24 protein-coding genes are annotated in these 25,753 nt (G+C 37.0%); 21 read left to right on the forward strand and 3 right to left on the reverse strand.

Annotation, left to right across the window (positions count from 1 at the left end):
- Positions 1-510: 510 nt before the first annotated feature.
- From ACSBFT_RS09285 to ACSBFT_RS09295, 3 genes are read left to right on the forward strand one after another with little or no spacing between them, the layout of a single operon-like run.
- A complete protein-coding gene (locus ACSBFT_RS09285) occupies positions 511-1,410 on the forward strand; it encodes an alpha/beta hydrolase (protein ID WP_463048676.1) in 900 nt (299 codons plus the stop codon).
- A 39-nt stretch (positions 1,411-1,449) separates the two neighbouring features.
- Positions 1,450-3,510 carry a family 20 glycosylhydrolase gene (locus ACSBFT_RS09290; protein ID WP_489604389.1) on the forward strand — a complete coding sequence of 687 codons (2,061 nt, stop codon included), beginning with the start codon at positions 1,450-1,452 and terminating at the stop codon, positions 3,508-3,510.
- 15 nt (positions 3,511-3,525) lie between these two features.
- On the forward strand, positions 3,526-4,470 hold the full coding sequence (locus ACSBFT_RS09295; RefSeq protein WP_489604390.1) for a DUF1593 domain-containing protein: 945 nt from the start codon (positions 3,526-3,528) through the stop codon (positions 4,468-4,470).
- A 284-nt stretch (positions 4,471-4,754) separates the two neighbouring features.
- Here ACSBFT_RS09295 and ACSBFT_RS09300 read toward each other — a convergent pair whose 3' ends face one another.
- From ACSBFT_RS09300 to ACSBFT_RS09310, 3 genes are all read right to left on the reverse strand, one after another.
- On the reverse strand, positions 4,755-5,129 hold the full coding sequence (locus ACSBFT_RS09300; protein ID WP_489604391.1) for a fatty acid desaturase family protein: 375 nt from the start codon (positions 5,127-5,129) through the stop codon (positions 4,755-4,757).
- Positions 5,130-5,151: 22 nt separating this feature from the next.
- Complete coding sequence (locus tag ACSBFT_RS09305) at positions 5,152-6,762, reverse strand: IS1634 family transposase (RefSeq protein ID WP_489603736.1); 1,611 nt, start codon at positions 6,760-6,762, stop codon at positions 5,152-5,154.
- 219 nt (positions 6,763-6,981) lie between these two features.
- Positions 6,982-8,076: a fatty acid desaturase family protein gene (locus ACSBFT_RS09310; RefSeq protein WP_463048680.1), complete on the reverse strand. Its 1,095-nt coding sequence runs from the start codon at positions 8,074-8,076 to the stop codon at positions 6,982-6,984.
- Between the two features lie 203 nt (positions 8,077-8,279).
- On the opposite strand from ACSBFT_RS09310, the gene ACSBFT_RS09315 reads away from it, so the two are divergent.
- From ACSBFT_RS09315 to ACSBFT_RS09400, 18 genes are all read left to right on the forward strand, one after another.
- Positions 8,280-9,587, forward strand: a complete 1,308-nt coding sequence (locus ACSBFT_RS09315) for a DEAD/DEAH box helicase (RefSeq protein ID WP_489604392.1) — start codon at positions 8,280-8,282, stop codon at positions 9,585-9,587.
- Positions 9,588-9,891: 304 nt separating this feature from the next.
- Positions 9,892-10,716, forward strand: a complete 825-nt coding sequence (locus ACSBFT_RS09320) for a hypothetical protein (RefSeq protein ID WP_489604393.1) — start codon at positions 9,892-9,894, stop codon at positions 10,714-10,716.
- A gap of 134 nt (positions 10,717-10,850) precedes the next feature.
- Entirely contained in the window at positions 10,851-11,843 is a 993-nt protein-coding gene (locus ACSBFT_RS09325; protein WP_489604394.1) for a 2-hydroxyacid dehydrogenase, read from the forward strand.
- A gap of 67 nt (positions 11,844-11,910) precedes the next feature.
- Positions 11,911-12,345 (forward strand): RrF2 family transcriptional regulator, encoded by a 435-nt coding sequence (locus ACSBFT_RS09330; RefSeq protein WP_463048684.1) that lies wholly within the window; start codon positions 11,911-11,913, stop codon positions 12,343-12,345.
- Between the two features lie 41 nt (positions 12,346-12,386).
- Positions 12,387-12,785 carry a group III truncated hemoglobin gene (locus ACSBFT_RS09335; protein ID WP_489604395.1) on the forward strand — a complete coding sequence of 133 codons (399 nt, stop codon included), beginning with the start codon at positions 12,387-12,389 and terminating at the stop codon, positions 12,783-12,785.
- The gene (locus tag ACSBFT_RS09340; RefSeq protein ID WP_489604396.1) at positions 12,782-12,976 is read left to right on the forward strand and encodes a hypothetical protein; all 195 of its coding nucleotides are present in this window, start codon (positions 12,782-12,784) and stop codon (positions 12,974-12,976) included. Before ACSBFT_RS09335 ends, ACSBFT_RS09340 begins: the two co-directional genes overlap by 4 nt.
- A 255-nt stretch (positions 12,977-13,231) precedes the next feature.
- Positions 13,232-13,957: an iron-sulfur cluster repair di-iron protein gene (gene ric / locus ACSBFT_RS09345; protein ID WP_489604397.1), complete on the forward strand. Its 726-nt coding sequence runs from the start codon at positions 13,232-13,234 to the stop codon at positions 13,955-13,957.
- A gap of 9 nt (positions 13,958-13,966) precedes the next feature.
- Positions 13,967-14,434 (forward strand): hemerythrin domain-containing protein, encoded by a 468-nt coding sequence (locus ACSBFT_RS09350; protein WP_489604398.1) that lies wholly within the window; start codon positions 13,967-13,969, stop codon positions 14,432-14,434.
- A 68-nt stretch (positions 14,435-14,502) separates the two neighbouring features.
- Positions 14,503-14,742 (forward strand): hypothetical protein, encoded by a 240-nt coding sequence (locus ACSBFT_RS09355; protein WP_463048689.1) that lies wholly within the window; start codon positions 14,503-14,505, stop codon positions 14,740-14,742.
- 142 nt (positions 14,743-14,884) lie between these two features.
- The gene (locus tag ACSBFT_RS09360; protein WP_489604399.1) at positions 14,885-15,406 is read left to right on the forward strand and encodes a YceI family protein; all 522 of its coding nucleotides are present in this window, start codon (positions 14,885-14,887) and stop codon (positions 15,404-15,406) included.
- Positions 15,407-15,497: 91 nt separating this feature from the next.
- Positions 15,498-15,707, forward strand: a complete 210-nt coding sequence (locus ACSBFT_RS09365) for a (4Fe-4S)-binding protein (protein ID WP_463048691.1) — start codon at positions 15,498-15,500, stop codon at positions 15,705-15,707.
- A complete protein-coding gene (locus ACSBFT_RS09370) occupies positions 15,700-16,008 on the forward strand; it encodes a GNAT family N-acetyltransferase (RefSeq protein ID WP_489604400.1) in 309 nt (102 codons plus the stop codon). The genes ACSBFT_RS09365 and ACSBFT_RS09370 overlap by 8 nt, the downstream gene beginning before the upstream one ends.
- A 374-nt stretch (positions 16,009-16,382) precedes the next feature.
- Positions 16,383-17,039 (forward strand): RNA polymerase sigma-70 factor, encoded by a 657-nt coding sequence (locus tag ACSBFT_RS09375; protein WP_489604401.1) that lies wholly within the window; start codon positions 16,383-16,385, stop codon positions 17,037-17,039.
- Positions 17,040-17,102: 63 nt separating this feature from the next.
- The gene (locus tag ACSBFT_RS09380; RefSeq protein ID WP_489604402.1) at positions 17,103-18,209 is read left to right on the forward strand and encodes a FecR family protein; all 1,107 of its coding nucleotides are present in this window, start codon (positions 17,103-17,105) and stop codon (positions 18,207-18,209) included.
- 132 nt (positions 18,210-18,341) lie between these two features.
- Positions 18,342-21,773, forward strand: a complete 3,432-nt coding sequence (locus tag ACSBFT_RS09385; RefSeq protein WP_489604403.1) for a TonB-dependent receptor — start codon at positions 18,342-18,344, stop codon at positions 21,771-21,773.
- Positions 21,774-21,801: 28 nt separating this feature from the next.
- Positions 21,802-23,229 carry a RagB/SusD family nutrient uptake outer membrane protein gene (locus tag ACSBFT_RS09390; protein ID WP_463046609.1) on the forward strand — a complete coding sequence of 476 codons (1,428 nt, stop codon included), beginning with the start codon at positions 21,802-21,804 and terminating at the stop codon, positions 23,227-23,229.
- 12 nt (positions 23,230-23,241) lie between these two features.
- Positions 23,242-24,690 (forward strand): sulfatase family protein, encoded by a 1,449-nt coding sequence (locus tag ACSBFT_RS09395; RefSeq protein WP_489604404.1) that lies wholly within the window; start codon positions 23,242-23,244, stop codon positions 24,688-24,690.
- Between the two features lie 220 nt (positions 24,691-24,910).
- Complete coding sequence (locus tag ACSBFT_RS09400) at positions 24,911-25,705, forward strand: SDR family NAD(P)-dependent oxidoreductase (protein ID WP_489604405.1); 795 nt, start codon at positions 24,911-24,913, stop codon at positions 25,703-25,705.
- Positions 25,706-25,753: the final 48 nt, after the last annotated feature.

Raw genomic sequence — 25,753 nt, forward strand, 5'->3', positions numbered from 1 at the left:
ATACTTATAAAAGCTTAAAATAGTGGTTTATTTTAGGGGTTAGACAAGAGCTTCCGAATCTTCGGAAGCTTTTTCTTTTTATGACAATGAGCCCACCATGACCGCTTCAATTATCTTCATTCTGATAGGTTTAGTGATTTTGGGGTCACTACACCTTAAAAAGCAGATGTATCAAATACGCTAATTCAAATTATGTAGATATCTTAGTGGTCTTATTCGTTCAACCTGGATTATGCCTTGGGGAATCGTATTAAGTTGCAATAAATCAGACAATAAAAGGAAATTAGCATAGCGTTTTCCCTGAGTTAATGTCGAAGGGATATGTTGATTGAGTTTAAATGGGTGTAGCCTGTGCTGAGCTAGACGAAGTATACTGATTTGTGTTACCCTGAGCTTGCCGATGGGACGCAATTTAGCTACGGTCCCGATAGCTATCGGGAGATTGCCTAATGCATAAAGCGAGTTCAACCCATATATGAATAAAACCCTATTATAAAACAAAACCTATTCATGAAATTTACGCTCGTATTCTCTTTTATTCTCCTAACTACAGGACTGAATGCTCAACAAATCATTCCACTCTACGATACTGAAATACCGAATAGTATTCCGAATGAAATGAAAGAAAATAGACTAGAAAAAGATGGTCTTCTATTCGGTTACAATAAAATATCCCTACCCACCTTAGAAATTTTCTTATCCGAAAAACCTTTGGCAAACGGTGCTGCAGTCGTGATTTGTCCTGGAGGTGGTTATGCCATGGAAAGCTATATAAAAGAAGGTACCGCCATTGCGAAAGAATTCAATGCCAATGGCATCTCTGCATTTCTTCTCAAATACAGGCTTCCGAGTAATGAAATCATGTCCAATACTTCCATCGGTCCTTTACAAGATGCTCAGCAAGCTCTAAAGCTGGTAAGAGAAAATGCCAAAGAATGGAATGTCAATATTGATTTAGTTGGCATAATGGGATTTTCTGCTGGTGGACATTTGGCGAGTACGGCAGGCACTCATTTCGACAAATCATATATTCCAAACCCCAATAATGCCAACCTCAGACCAGACTTTATGATTTTGGTATATCCTGTTATCAGCATGAAAGATGAACTGGCTCATGCGGGCTCCAGAAGAAACCTTTTAGGCGAAAAGCCAAACGAAGAACTGAAAAGTCTTTTTTCTAATGAGCTGCACGTTAGCTCAAACACCCCTCCTACGTGGATAACACATACCGGAGACGACACCGTGGTTCCTGTAGAAAATAGCATCTTGTTTTATCAGACTTTACTCGAAAACAAAGTGTCTGCAGAAATGCATCTTTACCCAAAAGGGAATCATGGATTTGTGCTTTCTATTCCCACCAATGAATGGATGCCTTCTATTTTCAAATGGTTAGAAACCAGCATTTTTTAAAGACACAAAGATTTACAATCATGACCAACCCTAACTAAAATGAACAAACTAAAATCCCTTATTCTATTCGCTTCCTTCTTTACATTCTTGTCTTGTGGTTCCAAAAAAGTAGGAGAATTCAAAGTTTTACCACAGCCTCAAAAATTTGAAATTTCGGGTGCGAGTTCTTTGGAGCATAACAGTCTAAAAACAGCTTTCTCTCCCAAAAGCGATTCGCTACCATTATTAAGCCAAGTATTTGAGAACTTACAAACTAGTGATAAGGAATCTGATGCTCAAATCATCTATAGTATAGATAGTACCATAAACGTGGAAGCAGAAGGCTATTCTATGGACATTTCTGAGGATAAAGTTCAAATTATAGGCAAAGACCAATCGGGTTTATTTTATGCCTTTAAAACGCTAGAACAACTCCTTACTGATGCTTACGACCAAAAAGTAACCTTGCCTATATGCCATATAGAGGATTATCCTTTATTGTCTTATCGTTCCATTCACTTGGACATGAAACATCATATGGAGCAATTGAACTACTACTACAACCTGATTGACAAACTGGCCTTATACAAAATCAATGGCATCATTATCGAAATAGAAGACAAATTACAATTTAGCCTACAGCCAGAAGTCGCTTCTGCAGATGCCCTCAGTAAAGAAGAATTCCAAAAACTGAATAATTATGCCAAAGAAAGACACATAGAAATTAGTCCATTAGTACAGGGGCTTGGGCATGCTTCCTTTATTCTAAAGCACGATAAATACAAAGTGCTTAGAGACGATCCAGAAAGCGACTGGGCCTTTAATCCACTTAATCCTAAAACTTATGAGGTACAATTTGACCTATACAAAGACGCCATTGAGGCCCTTCCAGATGGCAAATACCTGCATATTGGCGGAGATGAGGTGCATACCACGGGAAGAAACAGTGGTAAAAGTTCTTTGGAACTTCAATTGATTTGGCTCAACAAAGTCTGCAAATTTGCCGAAGAGCATGGAAGAACACCTATTTTCTGGGACGACATGCCTTTGAAAGATTCGGGCGTTTACGAATCGATGTTTGACTCTAAACAGAGTCAAGAAGAAGTAGATAAAATATGGAAAGAGAATGAGCATAAACTATTAGCCTTTCTTGACCAGCTTCCTAAAAACTGTATTTACATGCGATGGAACTATAGCAACTCCGACGCCCTTGGAAATGGCAAAGCCATGAAATGGTTTCTGGATAACGACTTGCAAGTAATGGGTGCCACAGCAGGACAAACCAGATGGGTATTAATGCCACAAGAAGAAAGCAACATGAACAATATCAGGTCTTTTGTTAAAGCTTCTATTGACAATAAACTGAATAGGTTATTTCTGACACTTTGGGATGACGACTCCCCTCATTTTGAGCTTTACATGCGTGGTATTCTGGCTTTTGCGGAATATTCTTGGGCTGGAGAACAAAGATCAAAAGAAGAAATTAAAGCAGCACACAGACAGCGAGAATTCGCATCTGAATTGGCTCCAGCAGCATACGGTTTTATTGATGACTTGGAAGTACAAGTCGCTTTTTGGAAAAATGCTCTTTTGAAAGAAAACAAAAGAAATTATCTTATGAAGATGGAGAATGCATTGACCGACGGTGTCATAGATTTACCTCTTTTGGATAAAAAAGGAATTTGGAGTGCAGAAAACGAAGAGCGACTGGCAAAAGCAAAAACGGCTTTGGATAGCTATCAAAAAACGGCGGCCATCATAGCAGATATGAAATCCAAAGCCAATAGAAATATTTATACGCTGGAAGTTTATGAGCAGGTCAATGAAATGATTGGTTTCACCTCCAATGCTCTTTTAAGTCTAGAAAGGCTGGACAAAGCCAAAACAGAAGCGGAAACCGCAACGGCCTTAGCAAGCATTAAAACCTTAAGTGATGATTTTAGTAAAAAGAGAAGCAAACTTGAGACCGTATATAGTAAAACCAGGGTTTTGAATAAACCAGCCAATTATATCTTAGATCAAGATCATCATTCACATTTGGCCAATCAGTCGGTCAATTTCGACTGGCAGTTTTATGCAGAAATGCTGTTCTTAGAAAAAATAGCTCAAACCTATCCATAAGCTTATATCAGAACCATGAAATGTATCTATAGCCTTTTCTTTATGCTCTTCATTTTAGGCTGCAAAATGGCAGAAGACAGACCGAATATTATTATCAGTACGGATATTGGCGGCAGCGACCCTGACGATTATCAGTCTATGGTACATTTATTGGTTTATGCAGACCGATTTAATCTAAAAGGCATCATTAGTTCTCCGCCACATCAAGGACGAAAGGAACATATAGAAGAGGTAATTAAAGCGTACCAAAAAGATTATAAGTACCTAAAAAAACATGGTTCAGATTTCCCTACGCCTGAATATCTGATGAGCATAACCAAGCAAGGGGCTACGGAACCTCAAGCCCATGAAAAGCCAGAACATCTAAGTGAAGGAGCCAGCTGGATGATACAAAAAGCAGATGAGATAAAACCCAAACCGCTCTATGTCTTGGTTTGGGGCTCTATGACCGATGTGGCTGAGGCTCTTCATCAGAAACCGGAAATAAAAGAAAACCTAAGGGTTTATTCTATTGGCTCATGGAATACCGTTCAAGATAGCAGCTCACGAAATTATATCTTCCAAACACATCCGGATTTATGGTGGATAGAAAACAACACCACTTTTAGAGGCATGTATATGGGAGGATATCAAGAAGACAGCTACGAAAACACCGCTTTTACCGAAGCTCATATTAAAGACCATGGAGCTTTAGGAAACCTGTTTTACCAGAAAAAGAAAGACATCAAAATGGGTGATACGCCTAGTGTCTTATACTTTCTAAATGGCGATATAGAAAATCCCGAAGCCGAAAGTTGGGGTGGTGTCTTTGTTCCTACCAAGCATGGGGCTCATTTTTGGACCGATAACCCTGCAGATTCTCTTCATGAAAAAAACAGAGCTGGAGCCAAAACGGTCAATAAATATCGGAAACAATTTTTGGACGATTGGGCACAGAGAATGGCATGGTTAAGAGATTAATCTTACCTAAAAAGTCTTACAAACCATAGATAAACCTCCAATGCTTATATAAGATCTGGTTTATCTAAAAATTGATTATCTCCAGAAATGGTCATAAATCCTTATTTGAATGACATCTCTGCTATTCGGAACAATCCACATATTTTGTTTTATCTTCTTTGGTGAAGGCATATATTGAGATGGGTTAAACATCATAAAAGACTAGACAAATTACGCATAAAAAGAGGCTGTCTCTTATTTTTGAGACAGCCTCCTTTTGCATAATACGAATATTTCAGACGAACCTAAGCGGCTCCCATACCAAGCTTATTTAGGACTGAAAAATGGCTTTTCAGTGCACCATAAAATGTCTTATGATGGTTATAAGGCACATTATATTCTAAAGCCGTAGCCTTTACAATTTTGGAAATATCTTTATAATGCACATGGCAAATGTTTGGAAACAAATGATGTTCAATCTGATAATTAAGGCCTCCAATAAACCACGAAAAGAAAGTGCTGCCGTTGGCGAAATTTGACGTAGTTCTCATTTGGTGAATAGCAAAACTATTTTCTAAAGTACCCGATTCATCAGGCATAAAGAAATCCGTCCTGAGTTTGACAGCTAAATGAGTTAAATATCTGATATACAGGTATATGCAAAAATGGCTTCGCACCACACTTTTCTTTTAATATGCTCTACTATAGATAGTTATGAATTTCCGATTTTGGTAGCATGTTGGGGAGCTTTTTAAGGCCCAATAGGTTGGAGAGTTGGTCGACATGGGGTTTGCTTGCAGACCTTAGGTAAAACTGAGTGTCGTGGGCTTTTATCAAACTTATCTGCATTTGACTTATAGCTTCTCTTATTTGATTTTCACTTAGTTTTTGATTTACTTTTTTGAGTTTATTTTGGATGTAGGTCAATAAAGTGTAGGTGAGGTAACAGAGGCCGATATGCCCTTCTATTCTTTTGTCTGTCCAGTGAAACATCGGTCTGGTTTCCAGATAACTCTTGTAGGTTCTAAAGCTATGCTCGATTTGAAAAAGGTGTCGATAATGATCTAAGGCGGCTTCAATATTTAGCTCTTTTGCACTGGTGGCAATGGCCAGAAAGCCATCGAATCGTTTACTTTCAAGTATCTTTTGTTGGTTTAATTCAAACTTGCTTGCCTCGGTTTCTTTCAGGTAATAATGCTGTGCTTTCTTTTTGAGTAAACTTGGGTTTTTAAGCAATTGTTCGGCCGTTTGAAGTTTTTCTTCTCTGTCTTTTGCGTCTTTTTGAGCACGTTTTTCGCTGTAAGTACAGATTATCTTTCGGTCTTGATACTCCATACTCGTGTACCTGATTTGTACCTCTTGCCCATCTTGGGTATAAACCCAGAGCTTTTCGTAATTCTCAAGGTTAGTCAAAAAAGTCTTTATCTTTTCTGGCAAAACTTTCAATCGCTCACCGATGATAAAATCATAGCCATGTCCAGTTGTCAGCTCTAGATTTGCCTTGCTAAGCATGCCTCTGTCAGCTACCACAATAATATCCTTTATTAAATATTCCTCCTTTAATTGAAGTAATGCTTCTTTAAAAGTATGCCCCTCGAAGGTGTCGCCTTTGTAAACTCGATAAGCAATGGGTTGTTTGTCTTTGTCTATTAACATCCCGAATAGCACCTGAGTATTTCCTATTTTACCATCTTTTGAGAAGCCTTTTTGACGTAACTCACCTTCCTTTTCTACCTCACTGTCAAAGTAAAAAGTGGTCACATCATAGAAAACGACATCGAGCGATTGATTAAATAGATCACGCCCTTTTTGGTAAATCACTTTTTGAATATGTGATTGATTGTCTGCCAGGTAGTCCAATGAACGATATAGATGATGAAGTTCAACAGGCTGCAAGCCCAAATAGTCCTCTTGATGATAATAATTACTGCGTTTACTGGAAGGTTCATGAAGACGCTCCAAAGTCATTAACATCACAGCGTTATATAAATCATATTGAAGTTTATGCTTACGCCCAATAGATTGAAATACCCTCTCAAGACCATAATGGCCAATGACTTTCCTGAATACTTGATAAAAACCGTAGTTAAAACGACCTAACTCTTCAACATTAGAATTAAACAATTCACGAGGGTCGCCACCACCTAGTTCAAAAAACCTTGAACCTATTCGCTTTAGCTGCTCAGCACTATAATCGCTCACCTTACCAAGGCTATAAAGTGTTTCCTTGACAACCTTGCCATCTTTACGAACAGACCTCACGATCCGTAAGTATTTTTCGCCGCCTTTATTGTCAAGTCTTAAATGTGCCATAATGTAAAATTATAGCACATAATCATCATAAAACAAGTAAGTTAACCTAAAGTTTTCGCACCACACTTTTGGCTTGAGGAACAAAAAAACCTCCCAGATTTAATTAGAAAGCCGATTTGCATGTGATTTTTACTTTTTGCTGTCAAACTTGGGAAAAAGAGGCTGTCTCTTATTTTTGAGACAGCCTCCTTTTGCATAATACGAATATTTCAGACGAACCTAAGCGGCTCCCATACCAAGCTTATTTAGGACTGAAAAATGGCTTTTCAGTGCACCATAAAATGTCTTATGATGGTTATAAGGCACATTATATTCTAAAGCCGTAGCCTTTACAATTTTGGAAATATCTTTATAATGCACATGGCAAATGTTTGGAAACAAATGATGTTCAATCTGATAATTAAGGCCTCCAATAAACCACGAAAAGAAAGTGCTGCCGTTGGCGAAATTTGACGTAGTTCTCATTTGGTGAATAGCAAAACTATTTTCTAAAGTACCCGATTCATCAGGCATAAAGAAATCCGTTTCTTCTAATACATGTGCACATTGAAAAATCAAAGCTAAAGCTTGACCGCAGATAGCGTGCATTAATAAAAAGCCTAAAAGCGTTTGCCACCAAACTAAACTAGATAGCGTGAGTGGCAAAACTATAAATATGATGACATAAAGCAGCTTAGCGAAGAATATCTCAATAGAAGCTCTTAATATGGAAATACCTTGCTCCTGCACTAAGTTTTCTTTCCCATATTTGACAGTTTGCTCAATATCTTTACCTATAAACCAGTAGAGTGACAGTAGGCTGTATAAAAACGGAGCATAAAATATTTGATATTTATGAAACGATTTCTGCACCTGATGAGGGGAAAGCCTCAACGAGTTGTTTTTTGAGATATCATCATCTAAACCCTGAATATTTGTAAAAGTATGATGAAGCACATTATGCTGAATCCTCCAATTTATGTGATACCCACCTACAAAATTAATGATGAGTCCTACGAAACTATTGACGTTTTTATTCTTTGAGTAAGAACCATGATTAGCATCATGCATCACAGACAATCCTATACCTGACATACCAAAACCCATCAATGCCCAAAGACCCATATTTCCTGCCACAGAGCTCACCATGCCACTAAGTATAAAGCCATAAGGAATAAAATAAAGGCCACACATGAAAATAGTTTTGAAAACCATGCTGGCATTTCCTTGCTTAGAAATGTTATTGTTTTTAAAATGGGCATTGACCCTTTTCACCACTTCTCTAAAAAATTCCGGTTGACTCCGGATGTTAAACTTCACTCCTTCTCCTCTCATTCTTGCCTTTAGTTTGTTTTAGAAGGCGACAAATTAGAAAATAACGAAGACAATCAAGCCACTTCTGTCTTTTATAATTGTTAATTTTTCATAATGAACGGCACATGATTCTACAAAATCAGTAATTCCGACAACAAAAATGATTGTTATAGCATCCGATAAATTAAGGTGGTAGGACTGTATAAAATGGATAGATTTGCACCATGAAAAAAGAGCAGCAAGAAATCTTAGACAAATTGGGTATAGCAGAACTCAATGCCATGCAGATAGAATCTATTAAGGCTATCGCCAATAATAATGAAGTGGTGCTGCTCTCCCCTACTGGTTCAGGTAAAACCTTGGCATTTTTACTGCCATTAGTTGCTAACCTTGACCCTGAATCTGAAGAGATACAAGCCTTGATCTTGGTCCCGTCAAGAGAACTTGCCATTCAAATAGAGCAAGTAACCAGAGAAATGGGAAGCGGTTATAAAATCAATGCCGTTTATGGAGGTCGCTCAGGCTCAAAAGACAAAATGGAGCTCAAGCATTCCCCGGCGATTCTAATAGGTACACCAGGAAGAATAGCTGACCACATTAGAAGAGAAAACATCGCTACACAGTTTATCAAAACATTGGTGCTCGATGAGTTTGACAAATCTCTGGAAACTGGTTTTGAAAAAGAAATGAAGGAGATAGTGGAGTCTCTTCCTGTTTTAGACCGGAAAATATTAACATCTGCTACACAAAAAGCCCAAATACCAGAATTCTTAAGATTGAAATCTCCTAAGTTTATCAACTTCTTATCGGAATCCGAAAGTAAGCTTAAGCTTAAAACGGTGGTTGCCACTACCAAAAACAAACTGGATGCATTGGGCAATCTGATTGCTCATATAGGAAGTGGTAACGGAATCATCTTCTGTAATCTGAAAGACACCATCCAGGTTGTCACAAGCTTTCTCGAGAGGAAAAAGATTGGACACGAATGTTTTTTTGGAGGTATGGAGCAGCTTGACAGAGAAAGAGCATTGATAAAATTCAGAAATGGCAGTAGTAAAATATTAGTAGCAACAGATTTGGCTGCTAGAGGCATAGATGTGCCAGAAATAGATTTCATTATTCATTTTCAACTTCCATTTAAGAAAGAAGAATTTACACATAGAAACGGGCGAACAGCCAGAATGCACAGCGAAGGAACCGCTTACATCATAAGAGGTAAGGATGAAAAACTACCCGAGTTCATTAAAGACTCAGAAGAAATATACTTAGGAGAGCCGGATAACGAAGTAGAAGGCATAGGGTGGACCACGCTATTTATTTCTGGCGGAAGAAAAGATAAAATCTCAAAAGGTGATATTGCTGGTCTATTTTTCAAACAGGGAGAACTTCAAAAAGAAGAATTGGGCAATATAGAACTAAAGCAAGATTGTGCCTTTGTGGCCGTACCGAGTAACAAAGTTGAGAAACTCATAGCCTCTTTGAATAATACAAAACTTAAAACTAAAAAAGTAAGAATAAGTGAGTTGAAATAACGCTCGCTATCTCTTTATTAATTTTAAGAAATGTGCTTGTGTAGAAATTGATTATTACTAGGCAGAAATAAGTCTCTATCAAGCTTGTCTTTAAATCTATGATCTTATGCTAAGGATAACTAGTTTATACAGAGACTTTAATAATCCTCGAATTTCAAATTCTGAACCCCTGAAGGTTGAAAAATACCTTTAGAGAAGCATACGTCGTTTTATAAAAAAAGTGCAATTGGAAACTACATAATCATTAATTTTGTAGTAGCATAAATTCATAGTCTTTCACAGAGGTCACCGTGTTTAAATAGTCATGAGATTCACATTAGTTTTAGCTTTTTTAAGTACGATTTCTTTTCTCAGCATTGCCCAGACACCCCATCATCTTAACCAGAAACAAGATTTTCACAGATTCTATTTTTATGGCGGCTGGAACAGCGGTAGATTCACCAAATCTGATATCACTTTTTCAGGAGTAGATTACGACTTCTTATTGAAAAAAGTGGTGGCCAAAGACAGGCAAACACCTTTTAGTGTAGATCAATATATCAATCCTAAAAATGTGACCATTCCGCAGTATAACTTTAGAATTGGCTACTTTATAAAGAAAAACTGGGATGTTTCATTTGGAATAGATCACATGAAATATGTGATGGAGGCTAATCAGACCGTCAAAATCACTGGAGAAATAGCCAATTCAGGTACGCCATACGATGGAGTCTATCATAATAATGACATCAAACTAACGGATGACTTTCTAAAATTTGAACATACGGATGGCCTTAACTACGTCAATACAGCTGTAAGACGTTCTCAAGAGCTATTAGATTTCAACAAAATCACGGTGAACGGCGTTTTGGGAGCTGGTGTAGGTATTTTATATCCACGAACCAATACCACTTTACTGAGTAGAGCGAGAAACGATGAATTTCACCTTTCTGGATTTGGACTAGATGGCAGTGTAGGCTTGAACGTCACATTCTTTGACGGTTTCTTTATCCAGTCGGAGTTAAAGGGTGGTTATATTAACATGCCAGACATTACCACTACCATGTCTTCTGCAGACAAAGCCAGTCAAGATTTCTTTTTTGGCCAAGGCAACATCGTTTTTGGAGCTATTATCAAAATCAAAAAGTAGATTCTGCAACTTATCATATTCTTGTAAAACCTTAAATGACTGTCCTCATATTGAGCATACTTTCAGCAATTTTCGTGGCGAATAAAATTTCAAATAGCTAAATTCACGTCTAGTTATTTCAATAAACACCATACATGAAAACAGCCGTTTTTAGCACACAGTCATACGACAAAGAATATTTAGACAAGTTTAAAGAAAGCCTTGACTTGACTTATTTTGAGGCTTCCTTAGATACCTCCACGGTTTCTCTGACCAAAGGATACGACATCGTCTGTGCCTTTGTCAACGACAAGCTAGATAAAGCAACCATTGAGATACTTGCTCAAAATGGCGTAAAAGCCATCGCTATGAGATGTGCTGGTTATAATAATGTGGACTTAGCGGCAGCCGAAAAGCATAAGCTAAAAATCATGAATGTGCCTGCTTACTCCCCACATGCCATAGCAGAGCATGCCGTTGCCCTTATTTTAACCTTAAACAGGAAAACCCACAAAGCTTATAATAGAGTAAGAGAAGGGAATTTCTCTTTACAAAATTTAACGGGATTTGACCTTTTTAATAAAACCGTAGGGGTTGTTGGCACTGGCGAAATTGGAGCTATATTTTGTAAAATCATGCTCGGTTTTGGCTGTAAAGTACTGGCTTTTGACATTAACGAATCTGAGGAATTAAAAGCTGCAGGTGTCAATTTTAAACCTATTGAAAGTATTTTATCCGAATCAGACATTATATCACTTCACTGCCCACTTAATCCCAAGACCTTTCATTTGCTAGACCAGAAAGCCTTTGGTATCATGAAAAAAGGAGCCATGCTGATTAACACTAGTCGTGGAGGCGTCATTGACACCTCAGCAGCCATTGAAGCCTTAAAAAATAGGCGTTTGGGTTATTTAGGAATTGATGTATATGAACAAGAGGATAAACTTTTCTTCCAAGATCTGTCGGAAAGTGTGATTCAGGACGATGAAATTCAGCGTCTTATTAGCTTCCCTAATGTTTTGATTACTGCTCATCAAGGTTTCTTCACGAAAGAAGCTTTAGACCAGATAGCGATAACCACACTAAAAAACATCTCTGATTTTGCTTCAGGGAAAGAAATAAAAAACGAAGTGAAACAGACTAAATAATACTGGACATATATGTCCAGTATTAAAATTTATGCTTATCTTTGTGCAACAAAAAAACGAATTATAGATGTTTTCAAAATCTTGCGAATACGGTATCAAAGCCTCTATTTATATAGCTGAACAATCTCATTTAAGCAGAAAAGTAGGTTTAAAAGAAGTGGCTAAATCCATTAATTCGCCTGAAGCATTTACTTCTAAAATATTACAACAGCTTACTAGAAGTAAAATTCTCATCTCTGAAAAGGGACCAAATGGTGGTTTCTCAATAGCACAAGATACGCTTCAAACCGTAACATTAAGCCATGTAGTGGCTTCCATAGATGGTGACCAAATTTATACGGGTTGTGGATTAGGTTTGGAGCTTTGCAATGAAAAAAAACCCTGCCCGGTACATGAGCAATTTAAGAAAGTAAGGGACGAACTTAGACTAATGCTAGAAACCACCACTTTAAAGTCCTTGGCTTTTGAATTATCGGAGGGTTTGACGTTTTTGAAAAGGTAAAAATTTGAACAAATATTGGATATTTTTATCCACTACTAATTATGAAAGCAATTGAAAAAGACATTCTTAACCTGCCAGACATTAAAGTTTTGGTTGATACATTTTATGACAAGATAAGGCAGGACGGTTTACTTGGACCAATATTCAATGCCCGAATTAAAGATAAATGGCCAGAACATTTAGACAAAATGTATCGTTTTTGGCAAACCATATTGTTGGAAGAACATACCTATCATGGAAGTCCTTTTGTGCCACATGCAAAACTACCGGTGGATAAAGAACACTTTGACCAATGGATAAAACTCTTTTACGAAACCGTTGATTCGCTTTTTCAAGGTGAGAAAGCGGAAAGGGCTAAATGGCAGGGAGAAAGAATGGCTGAGATGTTTCATTCTAAAATAGAATATTATAAAAAGCATACTTCTCAAACGATCTTATGAGTACGGTTAAGAGTCCTATTATTGTGATGTCCGCCTTCCTTTGGATAGGTTTTATATGTGCCATCAGTTTTTTAGAGGCTTGGCTAAAATTTCAAGCACCAGGAATAACACTTTCGCTGGGTTTGGGTATAGGGAGGTTAGTTTTTAATACACTAAACAAGGTAGAATGGGTATTTGCCGGGCTATCTTAATGAACCTCCTGATGCAAGCCCGACTTAACTTCAGGCTATCAACTATCGCTTATTTTATACCCTTGGTTCTTTTAATTATTCAAACCAACTGGCTGCTTCCCGCATTAGACCATAGGGCAGAAATGCATATTCATAATCGTAACATACCACCATCAAACATACACTTTTACTATGTGGGCTTTGAGGTCTGCAAGGTTCTTTCCTTAGCATTTTTTGGCATTACACAATTCGAAAAACAAATTAAAAACTAGTACAATGAAAATTACAGAACAACAAAACATTGGAGCTTTAGTGGCAGAAAACTATAAAGCAGCATCCGTTTTCAAAAACCACAAAATAGACTACTGCTGCAATGGCAACAGAACGATTGCAGACGTATGTCAAACGCAAGACCTTAATGCGGCAGACCTTATAGATAAATTAGAAAACACTCTAAACACAACATCCAGTCAAAACATTGACTATAAATCATGGCCGGCCGATTTATTGGCAGATTATATAGAGAAAAAACACCATAGATATGTGGAAGAAAAGATACTTGAAATAAAACCTCTTCTTGAAAAAATCTGTGAGGTACATGGTCAAAACCACCCTGAGCTTTTAGAAATAAAAGAGCTCTTCGTAGCCTCTGCCGGCGAGTTAACAGCCCATATGAAAAAAGAAGAGTTTATCCTGTTTCCTTTTGTAAGGAAAATGGTACAACAAAAGCAGGGTTCAGAAGAAATGAACGCACCTAATTTTGGTTCGGTAGAAAACCCTATTGATATGATGAAACATGAACATGAAACCGAAGGTGAGAGATTTGTAAAAATAGCCAAACTTTCTAATAACTATACACCACCATCTGATGCTTGCAGCACTTTCAAAGTAACCTATGCACTGTTAAAAGAATTTGAGGAAGACCTTCATCTGCATATTCATTTAGAAAATAATATTCTATTTCCACAAGCCATTAAAATGGAAAAGCAACTTGTTCATTAAACCTTCAAAATGGAAATTAACAAACCCATAAAGAGAGATAAATCCCTACAGTTTTTAAGTAGAGAGCATCACCATTCTTTACTGCTCTGCTGGAAAATAAGAAGGGGTTTTCAAAAGCCTGTGGAAACAGATAGGATTAAGAATTATGCAGATTGGTTTTTTGAACATCATATTGCCCCACATTTTGAGATAGAAGAACAGTACATCTACCCTATCCTTGGAAAGGAAAATCCACTCGTCAAAAAAGGGATATCTGAACACAGACGACTTAAAAGGCTTTTTAAAGAAAAGAAAGATGTTTATAAATCTTTAAATCATATAGAAGAGGAACTAGAAAATCACATCAGATTTGAAGAACGCGTACTTTTTCTAGAGGTTCAAAAGGTGGCTACCCCTAAACAAATGAAGGATATTGAGCTTTTGCATGAAGAAACGAAGTTCGAAGATAATTTAGAAGACATATTTTGGGCCAAATAAGATTTACGCTCCTTTATAATGGGTATCAGAAAGTTATAAAGACCGAGAGCAACACATATAAAAACCTAATGTTTCTCCTCAAAGAACATTACCCTGATGATGATTTTGGTGAATGTGGCGGTATGGGAAGATGTGCCACCTGCTTAATTAAAGTTACAGGGCTAAAAGGAGCGGCATTGGAAAGAGACAGAAATGAAGTGGCTACTTTAACTAAGTTTGGTCAATACCATCCAGACGTCAGACTGGCTTGTGGGCTAAACATTAGCTCAGACTTGGAAGAAACAGTAATTGAAATATTAGAAAACTAATTAAGATTTGGGTCAAAACACTTTAAAAAGTGTCCACGGTTTCTATTGCTATCGGCTAACAAAACTCCCTTTTCCTGAATGTTAAAAACTTATTCAGCGTTTAGGAAGTATCTTGTACTCATAAAACACATTTGACATCAACATGAAAAAACTACTTCTATTACTTTTTACAGCCATATTATCGCTTAACATTCAGGCTCAAAGTATTGACGCTCAAAAATCTACCGTCAACTTTAAAATTTCTAACATGAAGATAAATACCGTAAAAGGGACTTTTACTGGAATGAACGGAAAAATAAAATTTAACGAAAAAGATTTAGATAATGCCAGTTTCGATGTCTGTTTAGATGCCGCAACGATAAACACAAATAACAAAAACAGAGACAAAACGCTTAAAGAAGCTGGATTCTTTGACGTCGAAAAGTACCCTAAAATCTGTTACAAATCTACCTATGTTTATGTAACTCCAGACGGTTTTGAAACCAAAGGACAATTAACCATGCATGGCATTACCAAAGAAGTAATAATTGATTTCACTCACTCAGCCAAGCATTTTAACGGGAACCTTGTAGTTAATAGAGAAGATTTTAAAATTGGAGATAGTATGGGGAGTTTCTTTATTGGTAATACCGCAAAAATGGAGATTGATTGTTTTATAAAATAATGTTAAGGTCACTTTACAGTGAAAAATCTGTCTGACAGCATTTCTATAGATGTAGAGAACTCCTTAACTTTAGATTAAAATAATCAGAACCATGAAAAACAAAACATATAGCAACGGAGAAGTCACCATTCTATGGCAAGCAGATAAGTGTACGCATGCTGGTATTTGTGTAAAAACTTTACCCCAGGTTTATAACCCAAAAGACAGACCATGGATTAAACCAGAAAATGCCACGGGTGAAGAAATTATAGCTCAAGTAGCTCAATGCCCATCTGGTGCTTTAAGTATAGTTAATGAGTAAGGATTTAGAAATAATTCAAACCCCAACAAACGAAAGGAAAGGTATTTTTAAAGCCTATTTAAACGGATTGGAAGCAGGGGAAATGACCTATACTTGGGCTGGTACCAAGAAATTCATCATTGATCATACGGGTGTCTATGATGGCTTTAGTGGAAGAGGAATTGGTAAAGAATTGGTAAAGGCTGGTGTAGCATTTGCCAGAAAAGAAAACATCAAAATATTGCCGCTTTGTCCATTCGCTAAACGCTATTTTGAGAGTAATCCAGACATTCACGATGTACTTTATAAAGCTGAAGTTTAAATAAGGAACTTCAGCTTTTTTAATTTCACCCTATTTCGTAAACAAATTTATTTTTACAAATAAACGTCTATACCAATAAGGTTACCTCTTCATTTCATTTTCTCCTAAGTATAAAGGTTACCCAACCTTATGCTACATTTCGTCTTTTCAAGCTTAAATTCCTTATCTTCCCCTACTGACCTCTCAAAGTACCCTACCTGTTCTTTTGAATAAAATAGATTTACTTTAAAAATAAATCTTAAATATATCATGCTGGCTTTCAATGATTAAGAATAAATCCAGAGATGAACGATTAACTATTTTGAAAAATAATTCAAAATAACGTGGGGTCGAATAGTCAAATTTTGTCTTACTTAAGTACAAAAACATTTTACATGTTATCCAACCATCAGGAAAATACTAATCAAAACCAATCGGAGCGAAATCGAAAGATTACTCTTTTCGAAGGGGAGCGTAATGCTGTGAAAATATTTTCGGACGAATATCTTATCCAACAGGAATTCTTAAAATCTCCTACAAAGGGTTTTGAACTACTATTCCGCAAGTATTATCAAAACTTGTGTAATCAGGCCATAAGGTTCGTATACGCCAAACAAGTGGCGGAAGACATTGTTGCTGAAATTTTCACTCAATTCTGGCACAAGGAAATTTACTTAGACATAAAAACATCATATCGCTCTTATTTATACACCTCCGTAAGAAACAGAGCCTTTAATTATATCAAACACGAGCTGAATAAAACGGCAAGAGAACCTGATTCCTTAGAGAACATTCCAATTGCCAACACCCAGAGCTCGCTGCTAAAACCAGATGAAATACTCCAACTACAGGAGCTCACTATTAAGATTGACAGGGTCATTCAAAAACTACCCAAACAATCTAGAAAGGCATTTCAATTACATAGATTAGAAGGTAAAAAGTACTCAGAAATAGCCATAGAGTTAGACATTACTATAAGTGCTGTGGAGCGACTTATTAGTAGAGCACTAACTAAACTTAAAGAAGAACTAAAATCAGAATGGACGGCATAGCTTATTCTTTCCGCATAAATGTGGGGTTTTAAAGATGCTAATTGTCTAATAGAAAAAAAACAAATGAATTCATCACTTACAAAAAATATATTCTTCGACTTCTTTGACGGAAAAACCACCTCTCTTCAAAATAAACTCATTGAGGAATGGCTGCATGATGCCAATAACCAAGAGGTTTATTTTGAATATTTAGACGAATGGGAATCTTCACATCCTCAAGTGGTAACACAAGCGGATGAGGCTTTTAATAAAGTTTTACATGATATAAAGAACATCTCTGAAAATCAAACGGTAAAAATTGTTAAACTAAAGTCTTGGAACCCTAAAGCCATGCTTTTTTTGGCGGCTGCAGCATCACTTTTTATTGTTTCCATTTTTCTAATGAACCAGTTCGACTTCAGAAGTAACAAGGTTTCGTATAATAACCTCATCAAAGATTCGCAAAAAGAAACTGGCGAGATCTATGAAAAGATGAATCTAACGAATCATCCCATTTTAGTTAGTTTACCGGATGAAAGTTCCGTTTTACTCCAGCCAAATAGTAAAATCAGCTACTCTCCTAAAAAATTCAACACCGCCAACAGAGAAGTTATTCTCTCTGGTGAGGCATTCTTCGAAATAACAAAGAATAAAGAGAAGCCTTTTTATGTTTTTGCCAATGAAATTATCACCAAGGTATTAGGCACCAGCTTTACCATCCACGCTGCTCCAGAAAGTAACGAAACGTACATAACCGTTAAAACGGGACTTGTTGAAGTTTTCACTCAAAAAGACAAAAACAAGGCGAAGAAGATGGAAATGAAAAAGTTGGATGGCCTAATTCTAAAGCCAAATGAAACTATATCATTTCAGCGTAAATCGTATAAACTAACGCTCCCAACGGCTGTCATTCCTAAAAAACTAGATATGCCTATTCAGACCGTCAAGTTCAATTTTGAGAATACACCTGCCATAGAAGTTCTTAAAAAACTAGAAGACGTTTATAGCGTAGAGATAAATTATAATAAAGAAGAAATGGCACATTGTAAACTTACAGCATTGCTTTCAGATGAGCCCCTACTAGAGAAAGTGAGACTTATATGCTTTGCCTTAAATGCAGAATACAAAATATCAAATGAAGTAATAACCATAAAGTCTAATGGCTGTCAACCCTTAACCAAAATAAGATGAAGAATAACTCCTCATAGTAAATTTTGGGGCATATTATACCCCAAAATTATACGCTCCGTAACTAGAAATTGGCCTTTCAGAGTGAAACGGAGGTTTTTGCTAAAAATATCTTAACATAAACATTTTAAAATTATGAATAAAATACTACGACCTCGTAGATTATTTGAAAAATTAATGCGAATAACAATAAGTCAGCTTATTCTTTCAGCAGCTTTTTTCAGTATGTCTTTCGCCAGTGACGGATATACTCAGAATATCCTTGAACAAAAAGTAAGCATTAATGCTGTTCAAGAACCTATTGAAAATGTACTTAAACAAATTGAAGATAAGTCTATTGTAAATTTTATTTACAGTTCTGGACTTATAAATTCCAACAGAAAAGTAACCTTAAACTTACAGAACACGGAGCTCCAAACCGTCTTTAACAAGCTCTTCGTTCCACTGGATATCACTTATATTATATCAGGGAAAAAAGTGGTTTTAAAACCTATTAGCAAGAGTACCAGCAAGCTAAAATTAAGAGATCATTTTGCTGATACAGACCTTATTCTTACCATGGCAAATAACCTAAAGGGGAATGTAAAAGACGAATCTGGTGAGCCTGTAATTGGAGCCACTGTGGTTATCAAAGGAACTACAAATGGTGCCTCCACAGATATTTACGGAAATTACAATCTCAGTAACGTAGAAGATGGAGATGTTTTGGTGGTAAGCTTCATTGGCTACATAAAGCAAGAAATTCCTGTTGGAAATAACGTTATAATGAACATTATTCTGAAAGAAGAAACCAGTCTTTTAGATGAAGTCATAGTGGTAGGTTATGCTACGGTTAAAAAAAGTGATGTTACTGGTGCCGTTTCTTCTTTAAAACCAGAAGATGCTAATAAGGGAGCTAATGCTTCCCCAGACCAAATTATTCAAGGTAGAGTTTCTGGCGTACAGGTTTCTCAAACTAGTGGCGAACCAGGAGGCGGAATGTCGATCAGAATTAGAGGAGCTACCTCTATCAATGCCAGTAATGAGCCCTTATATGTGATTGACGGATTCCCTATTGACAACTCTACCACCTTAGGTGCTACAGGAACTGAAATTACAGCTGGTATTACGGGTAACCTTAATCCTAAAAACCCTTTAAATTCTCTAAATCCTAATGACATTGAGTCTATTGAGATTTTAAAGGACGCTTCTTCTACGGCTATCTATGGTGCTCGTGGTGCTAATGGCGTGGTATTAATAACCACAAAAAAAGGTAAAAGCGGTAAGCCAAAAGTGAATTACGATATGATAACGGGTATTCAGCTGCAGCCTAAAGGAATGGATGTTCTTAACACCAAAGAATACATTGATATCACCAACAGTCTTTCACAAGAGATAAACGGTGTTCCAGCATTTACAGCAGATGAAATCAGTAAAATTGGCGTAGGTACAGACTGGCAGAGTTTGATTTTTAGACCTGCTCCTATCAATAGTCATAATGTTTCCATTTCTGGAAAGTCTGGTAAAACAGGCTACTATGTTTCTATGAATTACTTCAATCAGATGGGTACAGTTAAGAATTCTGGTATGGGAAGGTTTGGAACAAGGTTAAACCTAGACCAAGAAATCACTGACAAACTAAGCGTATCACTTAACTTGAATACGACCACGATTAAAGACCAGTCAAACTCAGATGGTATTCATAATAATGAAAGAAGTGGTCCTATTAACTCGTCATTGGCTTATGACCCAACAGAATCTGTGTATGACGAAAACGGTAATTTGACTCGTTCTGCCAACATCACAGTTAATAACCCAGTTTCTCTTTTGGAAGGGATAGATATTGACACCAAGTCTAATAGAACTTTTGGAAACTTAGTATTGGATTATAAAATAACGAATGATTTAAGTGCTAAACTTAACCTTGGAAACGATGTAACCAGTGTACGTAGAGACATTTATAATAATACCAAAACCATTTTTGGTAGCTCAGCCAATGGAATAGCCAACATTTCTACGCTTGACATGTCTAACTTCTTGGGGGAGTATACCATGAATTACAATAAGCAACTCAATAAAAACACATTAAATGTACTTGCCGGTGTAACTTATCAAAATTTCTTAACGCGTTCGTTTTCTGGTGAAATTCAAGGATTCCCATCCGATAATTTATCTACCAATAACTTGAACTTTGGAGATAACAATAACGACAACCTTTCCAGTAATACTGTTGAAAGCACCCTGCTTTCTTATTTAAGCAGAGTAAACTATAACATTGATGGCAAATATCTGTTTACCGCATCTATAAGAGCCGATGGTTCTTCCAAGTTTGGAACAAACAACAAATACGGATACTTTCCTTCAGTTGCCTTTGCATGGAGAATGAGCGAAGACAATATACTGAACAGTACTTTTGATGATTTAAAACTTCGTTTAAGTTGGGGACAAACAGGAAACCAAGATGTAGGAAACTACAATTCTATTTCTACATTGATTCCAGCCACAGCTGCTGTTTTGAATAATTCTACATCTAGTGCCATAGCACCCTCTAGAATCGCAAATCCTGATTTAAAGTGGGAAGTTGCAGAACAGTATAATGCCGGTTTAGATTTTGCTTTACTCAACAGTAGAATTAATGGTTCTTTAGACTTTTTCATTAAAGATACTAAAGACTTATTATTAAACCTTCCACTGCCAAACTCATCAGGATACTCCACTATTCTTAGTAATGTGGGTGCCATGAGAAACAGTGGGGTTGAGTTTATGGTTAATTCTACCAATATCAACAAAGATGGTTTCAAATGGATTTCTTCGTTTAATATCTCTTCTATTAAAAACGAGGTCACCTCTTTAGGTAATTTGGAAAGCATCAGAGTTGGTAATATTGAATATGTTGGTAACACCGGTGTTATAGAACCTGGCTCTCCTGTCAGCTCTTATTATGGTTATGAACTCACAGGGATTTTCCAAAACCAAGAGCAAATTAACAATTCGGCACAGCCTAACTCTAAGCCAGGATATCCTATTTTTACAGATTTAAATAATGATGGCAAAATAACACCTGACGATCAGAAAATCCTAGGGAATCCGTTTCCTAAGCTAACCTTAGGTCTTCGTAATAATATTGCTTACAAAAACCTGAGTCTTGACATTTTCTTCTATGGTGCGTTTAAACAATCGCTGATAAACGTGAATGTGATAGAGGCCATGTATCCTATTAACTTCAGAAGAAACAGAATCGCTGAAATTTATCTTGACAGATGGACGCCAGAAAACACAGACGCCAAATGGCCATCTGGAGTATTGCCAAGTTCTTATGGTGGCGATAAGGTGAACTCACTAACTGTTCAAGATGCCTCTTATTTGAGATTGAAAACTTTGCAATTAAATTATTCCGTTCCAATCAAACCTAACGGAAAAATCTCAAGTATAAACTTGAACCTCACAGGTCAAAACTTGCTCACTTTCACCAATTACCTAGGTTGGGATCCTGAAGCTTCGGCATTCGGACGTAACAACATGAAAATTGACTACAATGCTTATCCAGTAGCCAAATCAATTCAGTTAGGTGCAAACATTGGTTTTTAATTGACTTAAAAAAATAAAGAATAATATTATGAAAAAAACGATAATAATGGTGGCCTTATGTGCCCTCAGTTTAACTTCATTAAATTCTTGTGAAGACATTTTGGAAGAAGAAGTTTACTCGGAATTAGACCCTTCAATTATACTTTCTACCGCCGGTGGAATAGATAAAGTTTTAAACTCTGCCTATGCCAGTGCCATTTCATCACGTGGCAACGATCCCTTTGAGTCCTTAACGCTATCAGGTTTTACAACCGGAGAGTGTTGGGGCTTAGGAGGTACTGTGAATGCATATCTTGCTCCTCTTTCTAACTTCACCTGGGATGCAAACAATTTATTTCTGAACAGCGAATGGAACAGGAAGTACAATGCAATTCGTGATGCAAACCTAGTTTTGGACAACATTCAAAATGTAACCGCATCTTCAGATTTTATCAAAACAAGAACGGCAGAGGCTAAGTTTTTAAGAGCGTTTAGCTATAGTCGTATTTATAAGCTTTTTGGGCCAGGTCCTTTGTTCACTTCGGCATCAGACCCTGAAATAATAAAACCAAAAGCCTCGGAAGAAGAATTCCAGAGCTTTGTAGAAACGAATTTGATTGAAGCAGCAAACGACTTGCCGTTAGTTCAAAGTGAATATGGTAGAGCCACCAAAGGTGCCGCTTTGGGTATCTTAACCAAATGGTATATGAATCAAAAGAAATGGTCTCAAGCTGCAGAAACAGCCAAAAAAATCATGGACTTGAATCATTATGAACTGTTTCCTAGCTACAAAGGCTTATTCCAAATAGCCAATGAAGGAAATAAAGAAATGATAATGGTTCACCCTTCAGTAACGAATGTCGCAGGTAACCAAACTACTGCTTTAACGCTACCTACAGATTACCCTAGACTTCCAGGGCAGACTATTTTTGCGGCAAATACTTTTTTCTTTGATGCCTTCTTGGATTCATTTGAGGCAAACGACAAAAGAAAAGAAATGTTTATAACGGAGTATGTCAATGTTTCTGGCCAATTGATAAAAGGCTATGGCAATAACAAATCTATCCCTTATAAATATGAACTAGACCCAGACCAAGCAGGTGCTCAAAGTGGTTTAGATACTCCGGAAATAAGATATGCCGACATACTTCTGAGTAGAGCGGAAGCACTCAATGAATCCAATGGTGCCAATCAAGAATCTGTTGATCTCCTTAATAAAGTAAGAAATAGATCTGGTATTAAGTCTTTAGAACTCGCAGCATTAAATAAAGAAAGTTTAAGACAAGCACTTATAAAAGAAAGAGCTGTTGAATTTTTCTTTGAAGGTAAAAGTAGAGAAGACCAAATAAGATACGGAACCTTCATATCAAACGCTTTGACTAGAGGAAAACCAGCCCAAGAGCACCAAAAACTTTTCCCAATACCGCAAAGAGAGATGGACTCTAATGAGAAAATGATTCAAAACGAAGGTTACTAATTAACGAATACGATGAGAAAAATATTTTTAGTTTTAGCCACGATCTGCGTTTTGCAATCTTGTTCTACGAAGGAGTCAAAAAACACAAAACCGAATGTCATCTTAATCTTTATGGATGACATGGGCTATGGCGATTTATCTAGCTATGGTGCCACAGGCTTTAGCACTCCCAATATTGACAGAATTGGAACGGAAGGTGTTAGGCTTACAAATTTCTTGGCTGCTCAAGCCGTTTGCTCTGCTTCTAGAGCAGCACTTTTAACAGGCTGCTACCCAAACAGAGTTGGAATTACGGGTGCCCTTTTCCCAAATTCGCCTATTGGATTAAACCAAGAAGAAACCACCCTTGCCGAAATGTTTAAAGGAGTAGGTTATAATACCGCCATGTTTGGGAAATGGCATTTAGGAGACAATCCTGAGTTCTCTCCTTTAAACAATGGTTTTGACAAATATCTGGGCTTGCCCTATTCTAATGACATGTGGCCAGTTGGTTTTGATGGTGAAGCCGCTACAGATACCAGTACTTGGAGATATAAAATGCCTCCTTTATATCTTTATGACGGTACAGAAAAAGTGAAAGAAATGAAGACTTTAGCAGACCAGGCTGAACTCGTTTCCACTTACACCAACAGTACCATAGATTATATCAATGCCAATAAAGAAAACCCTTTCTTTATCTACCTAGCTCATAATATGCCACATGTACCTATTGCGGTTCCTACAGAGAAATTGGGACAAAGCGACCAAGGTCTTTTTGGTGATTTAATGATGGAAATTGATGAGTCGGTAGGGCAAATCATGTCTAGTCTAAAAGAAAATGGTTTAGATGAAAACACCATAGTTATTTTCACTAGTGATAATGGACCTTGGTTAACTTTCGGAAACCATGCTGGATCTGCTGGAGGATTTAGAGAAGGAAAACAAGTTAGTTTTGAGGGCGGAATGCGAGTGCCTTGTTTAATCAGATGGCCAAAAATGATAGAAGGCGGTGCTATTTTCAATAAACTAAGTAGTACCATTGACCTCTTCCCTACTTTGGCAAGTGCTATAGGAGCAGAGCTTCCTGAGAAAAAAATTGATGGAATTAACCTTCTTTCAGCCTTAACCGAGGATACTTCTCTAAACCCAAGGAAACAGTTCTACTACTATTATGGAAAAAATAACCTGGAAGGTGTGAGAGAGGGAAATTGGAAATTAATACTACCTCACCCAGGATTAACGTATACCAACACCAAATTCGGCAAAGACGGCGAAATGGGTTCTCCTAAGAGAGACCACCCTTACGAAATGCAGTTGTTTAATCTCAATACAGACCCAGGAGAATCTTATGATTTAAAAGAAGACTATCCTGAGGTGGTAGAAAGACTGATGACTTTAGCCGATGAAGCTAGAGCAGATTTAGGAGACGACTTAACATCTAACGAAGGTGCGAACCGAAGAAAACCAGGCTCCGTAAAATAACGTATTCCGATTTTCATACTAAGCTCCATTTAATCATTAAATGGAGCTTTTTCATGTGAAGGAGTCTCTCCTATTACATTCCCAATAGATACTAATATCCTAAAAAAGGATACCGAAATAAGCTTCCATTTAAAGGAACTACTTCAGCCAAAACTTCATTCTAGAAGTATTAAAACGAAGGCCTAATCGGCATGTTTCAATTACAAAAAATCAACTTAAAATGGACTTAAGAATTAAAGATAAAATAGCTTTTATAAGTGGTTCTACTGCAGGTATTGGATTTGCCACTGCTAAAAGATTATTAAACGAAGGGGCTCAAGTTATTATTAATGGAAGGTCAGATGCAAGTATTGAAAAGGCTATAGCGGAGCTAAAAAAAGAGTATCCAAATGCCACAGTTTCTGGTATTGCAGCTGACTTTTCAAAAGTAGAAGAAGTTAATAACTTAATTTCTAAACTGCCAAAAATTGACATACTGATAAACAACGCCGGCATCTTTGAACCTAAGGCGTTTACAGATATTCCTGACGAAGATTGGTATAGGCTTTTTGAGGTTAATGTAATGAGTGGCATCAGACTTTCTCGCCACGTCTTCCCTCAAATGCTCAAGAATAACTGGGGAAGAATCATCTTTATTTCTAGTGAATCTGCCGTATTCATTCCGGAAGAAATGATTCATTATGGCATGACTAAAACGGCACAGTTGGCCGTTTGCCGTGGATTAGCGGAATTGACCAAAGGCACTAAGGTAACCGTGAATTCTATTTTACCTGGCCCTACCAAGTCAAAAGGTGTAGAAGAGTTTTTAGAAAAACTAGCTACTGAAAGTAAAACAACTGTAGACGAGGTTGAAAAAGGTTTCTTTAAAAAAGACCGTCCTACTTCGCTCATCCAGCGTTTTGCGGCGGTTGAAGAAGTAGCAGATACTGTAGCTTATTATGTTAGCAAATTGGCTTCCGCCACCAATGGTGCTGCCATTAGAGTGGAAGGCGGCTTAGTAAAATCAGTAATTTAATATGAGTTCAATGCAAATCTATAGAGATAATTGGTAACAGCATTTCAG

Source organism: Arcticibacterium sp. SM2516 (genome assembly GCF_057914865.1).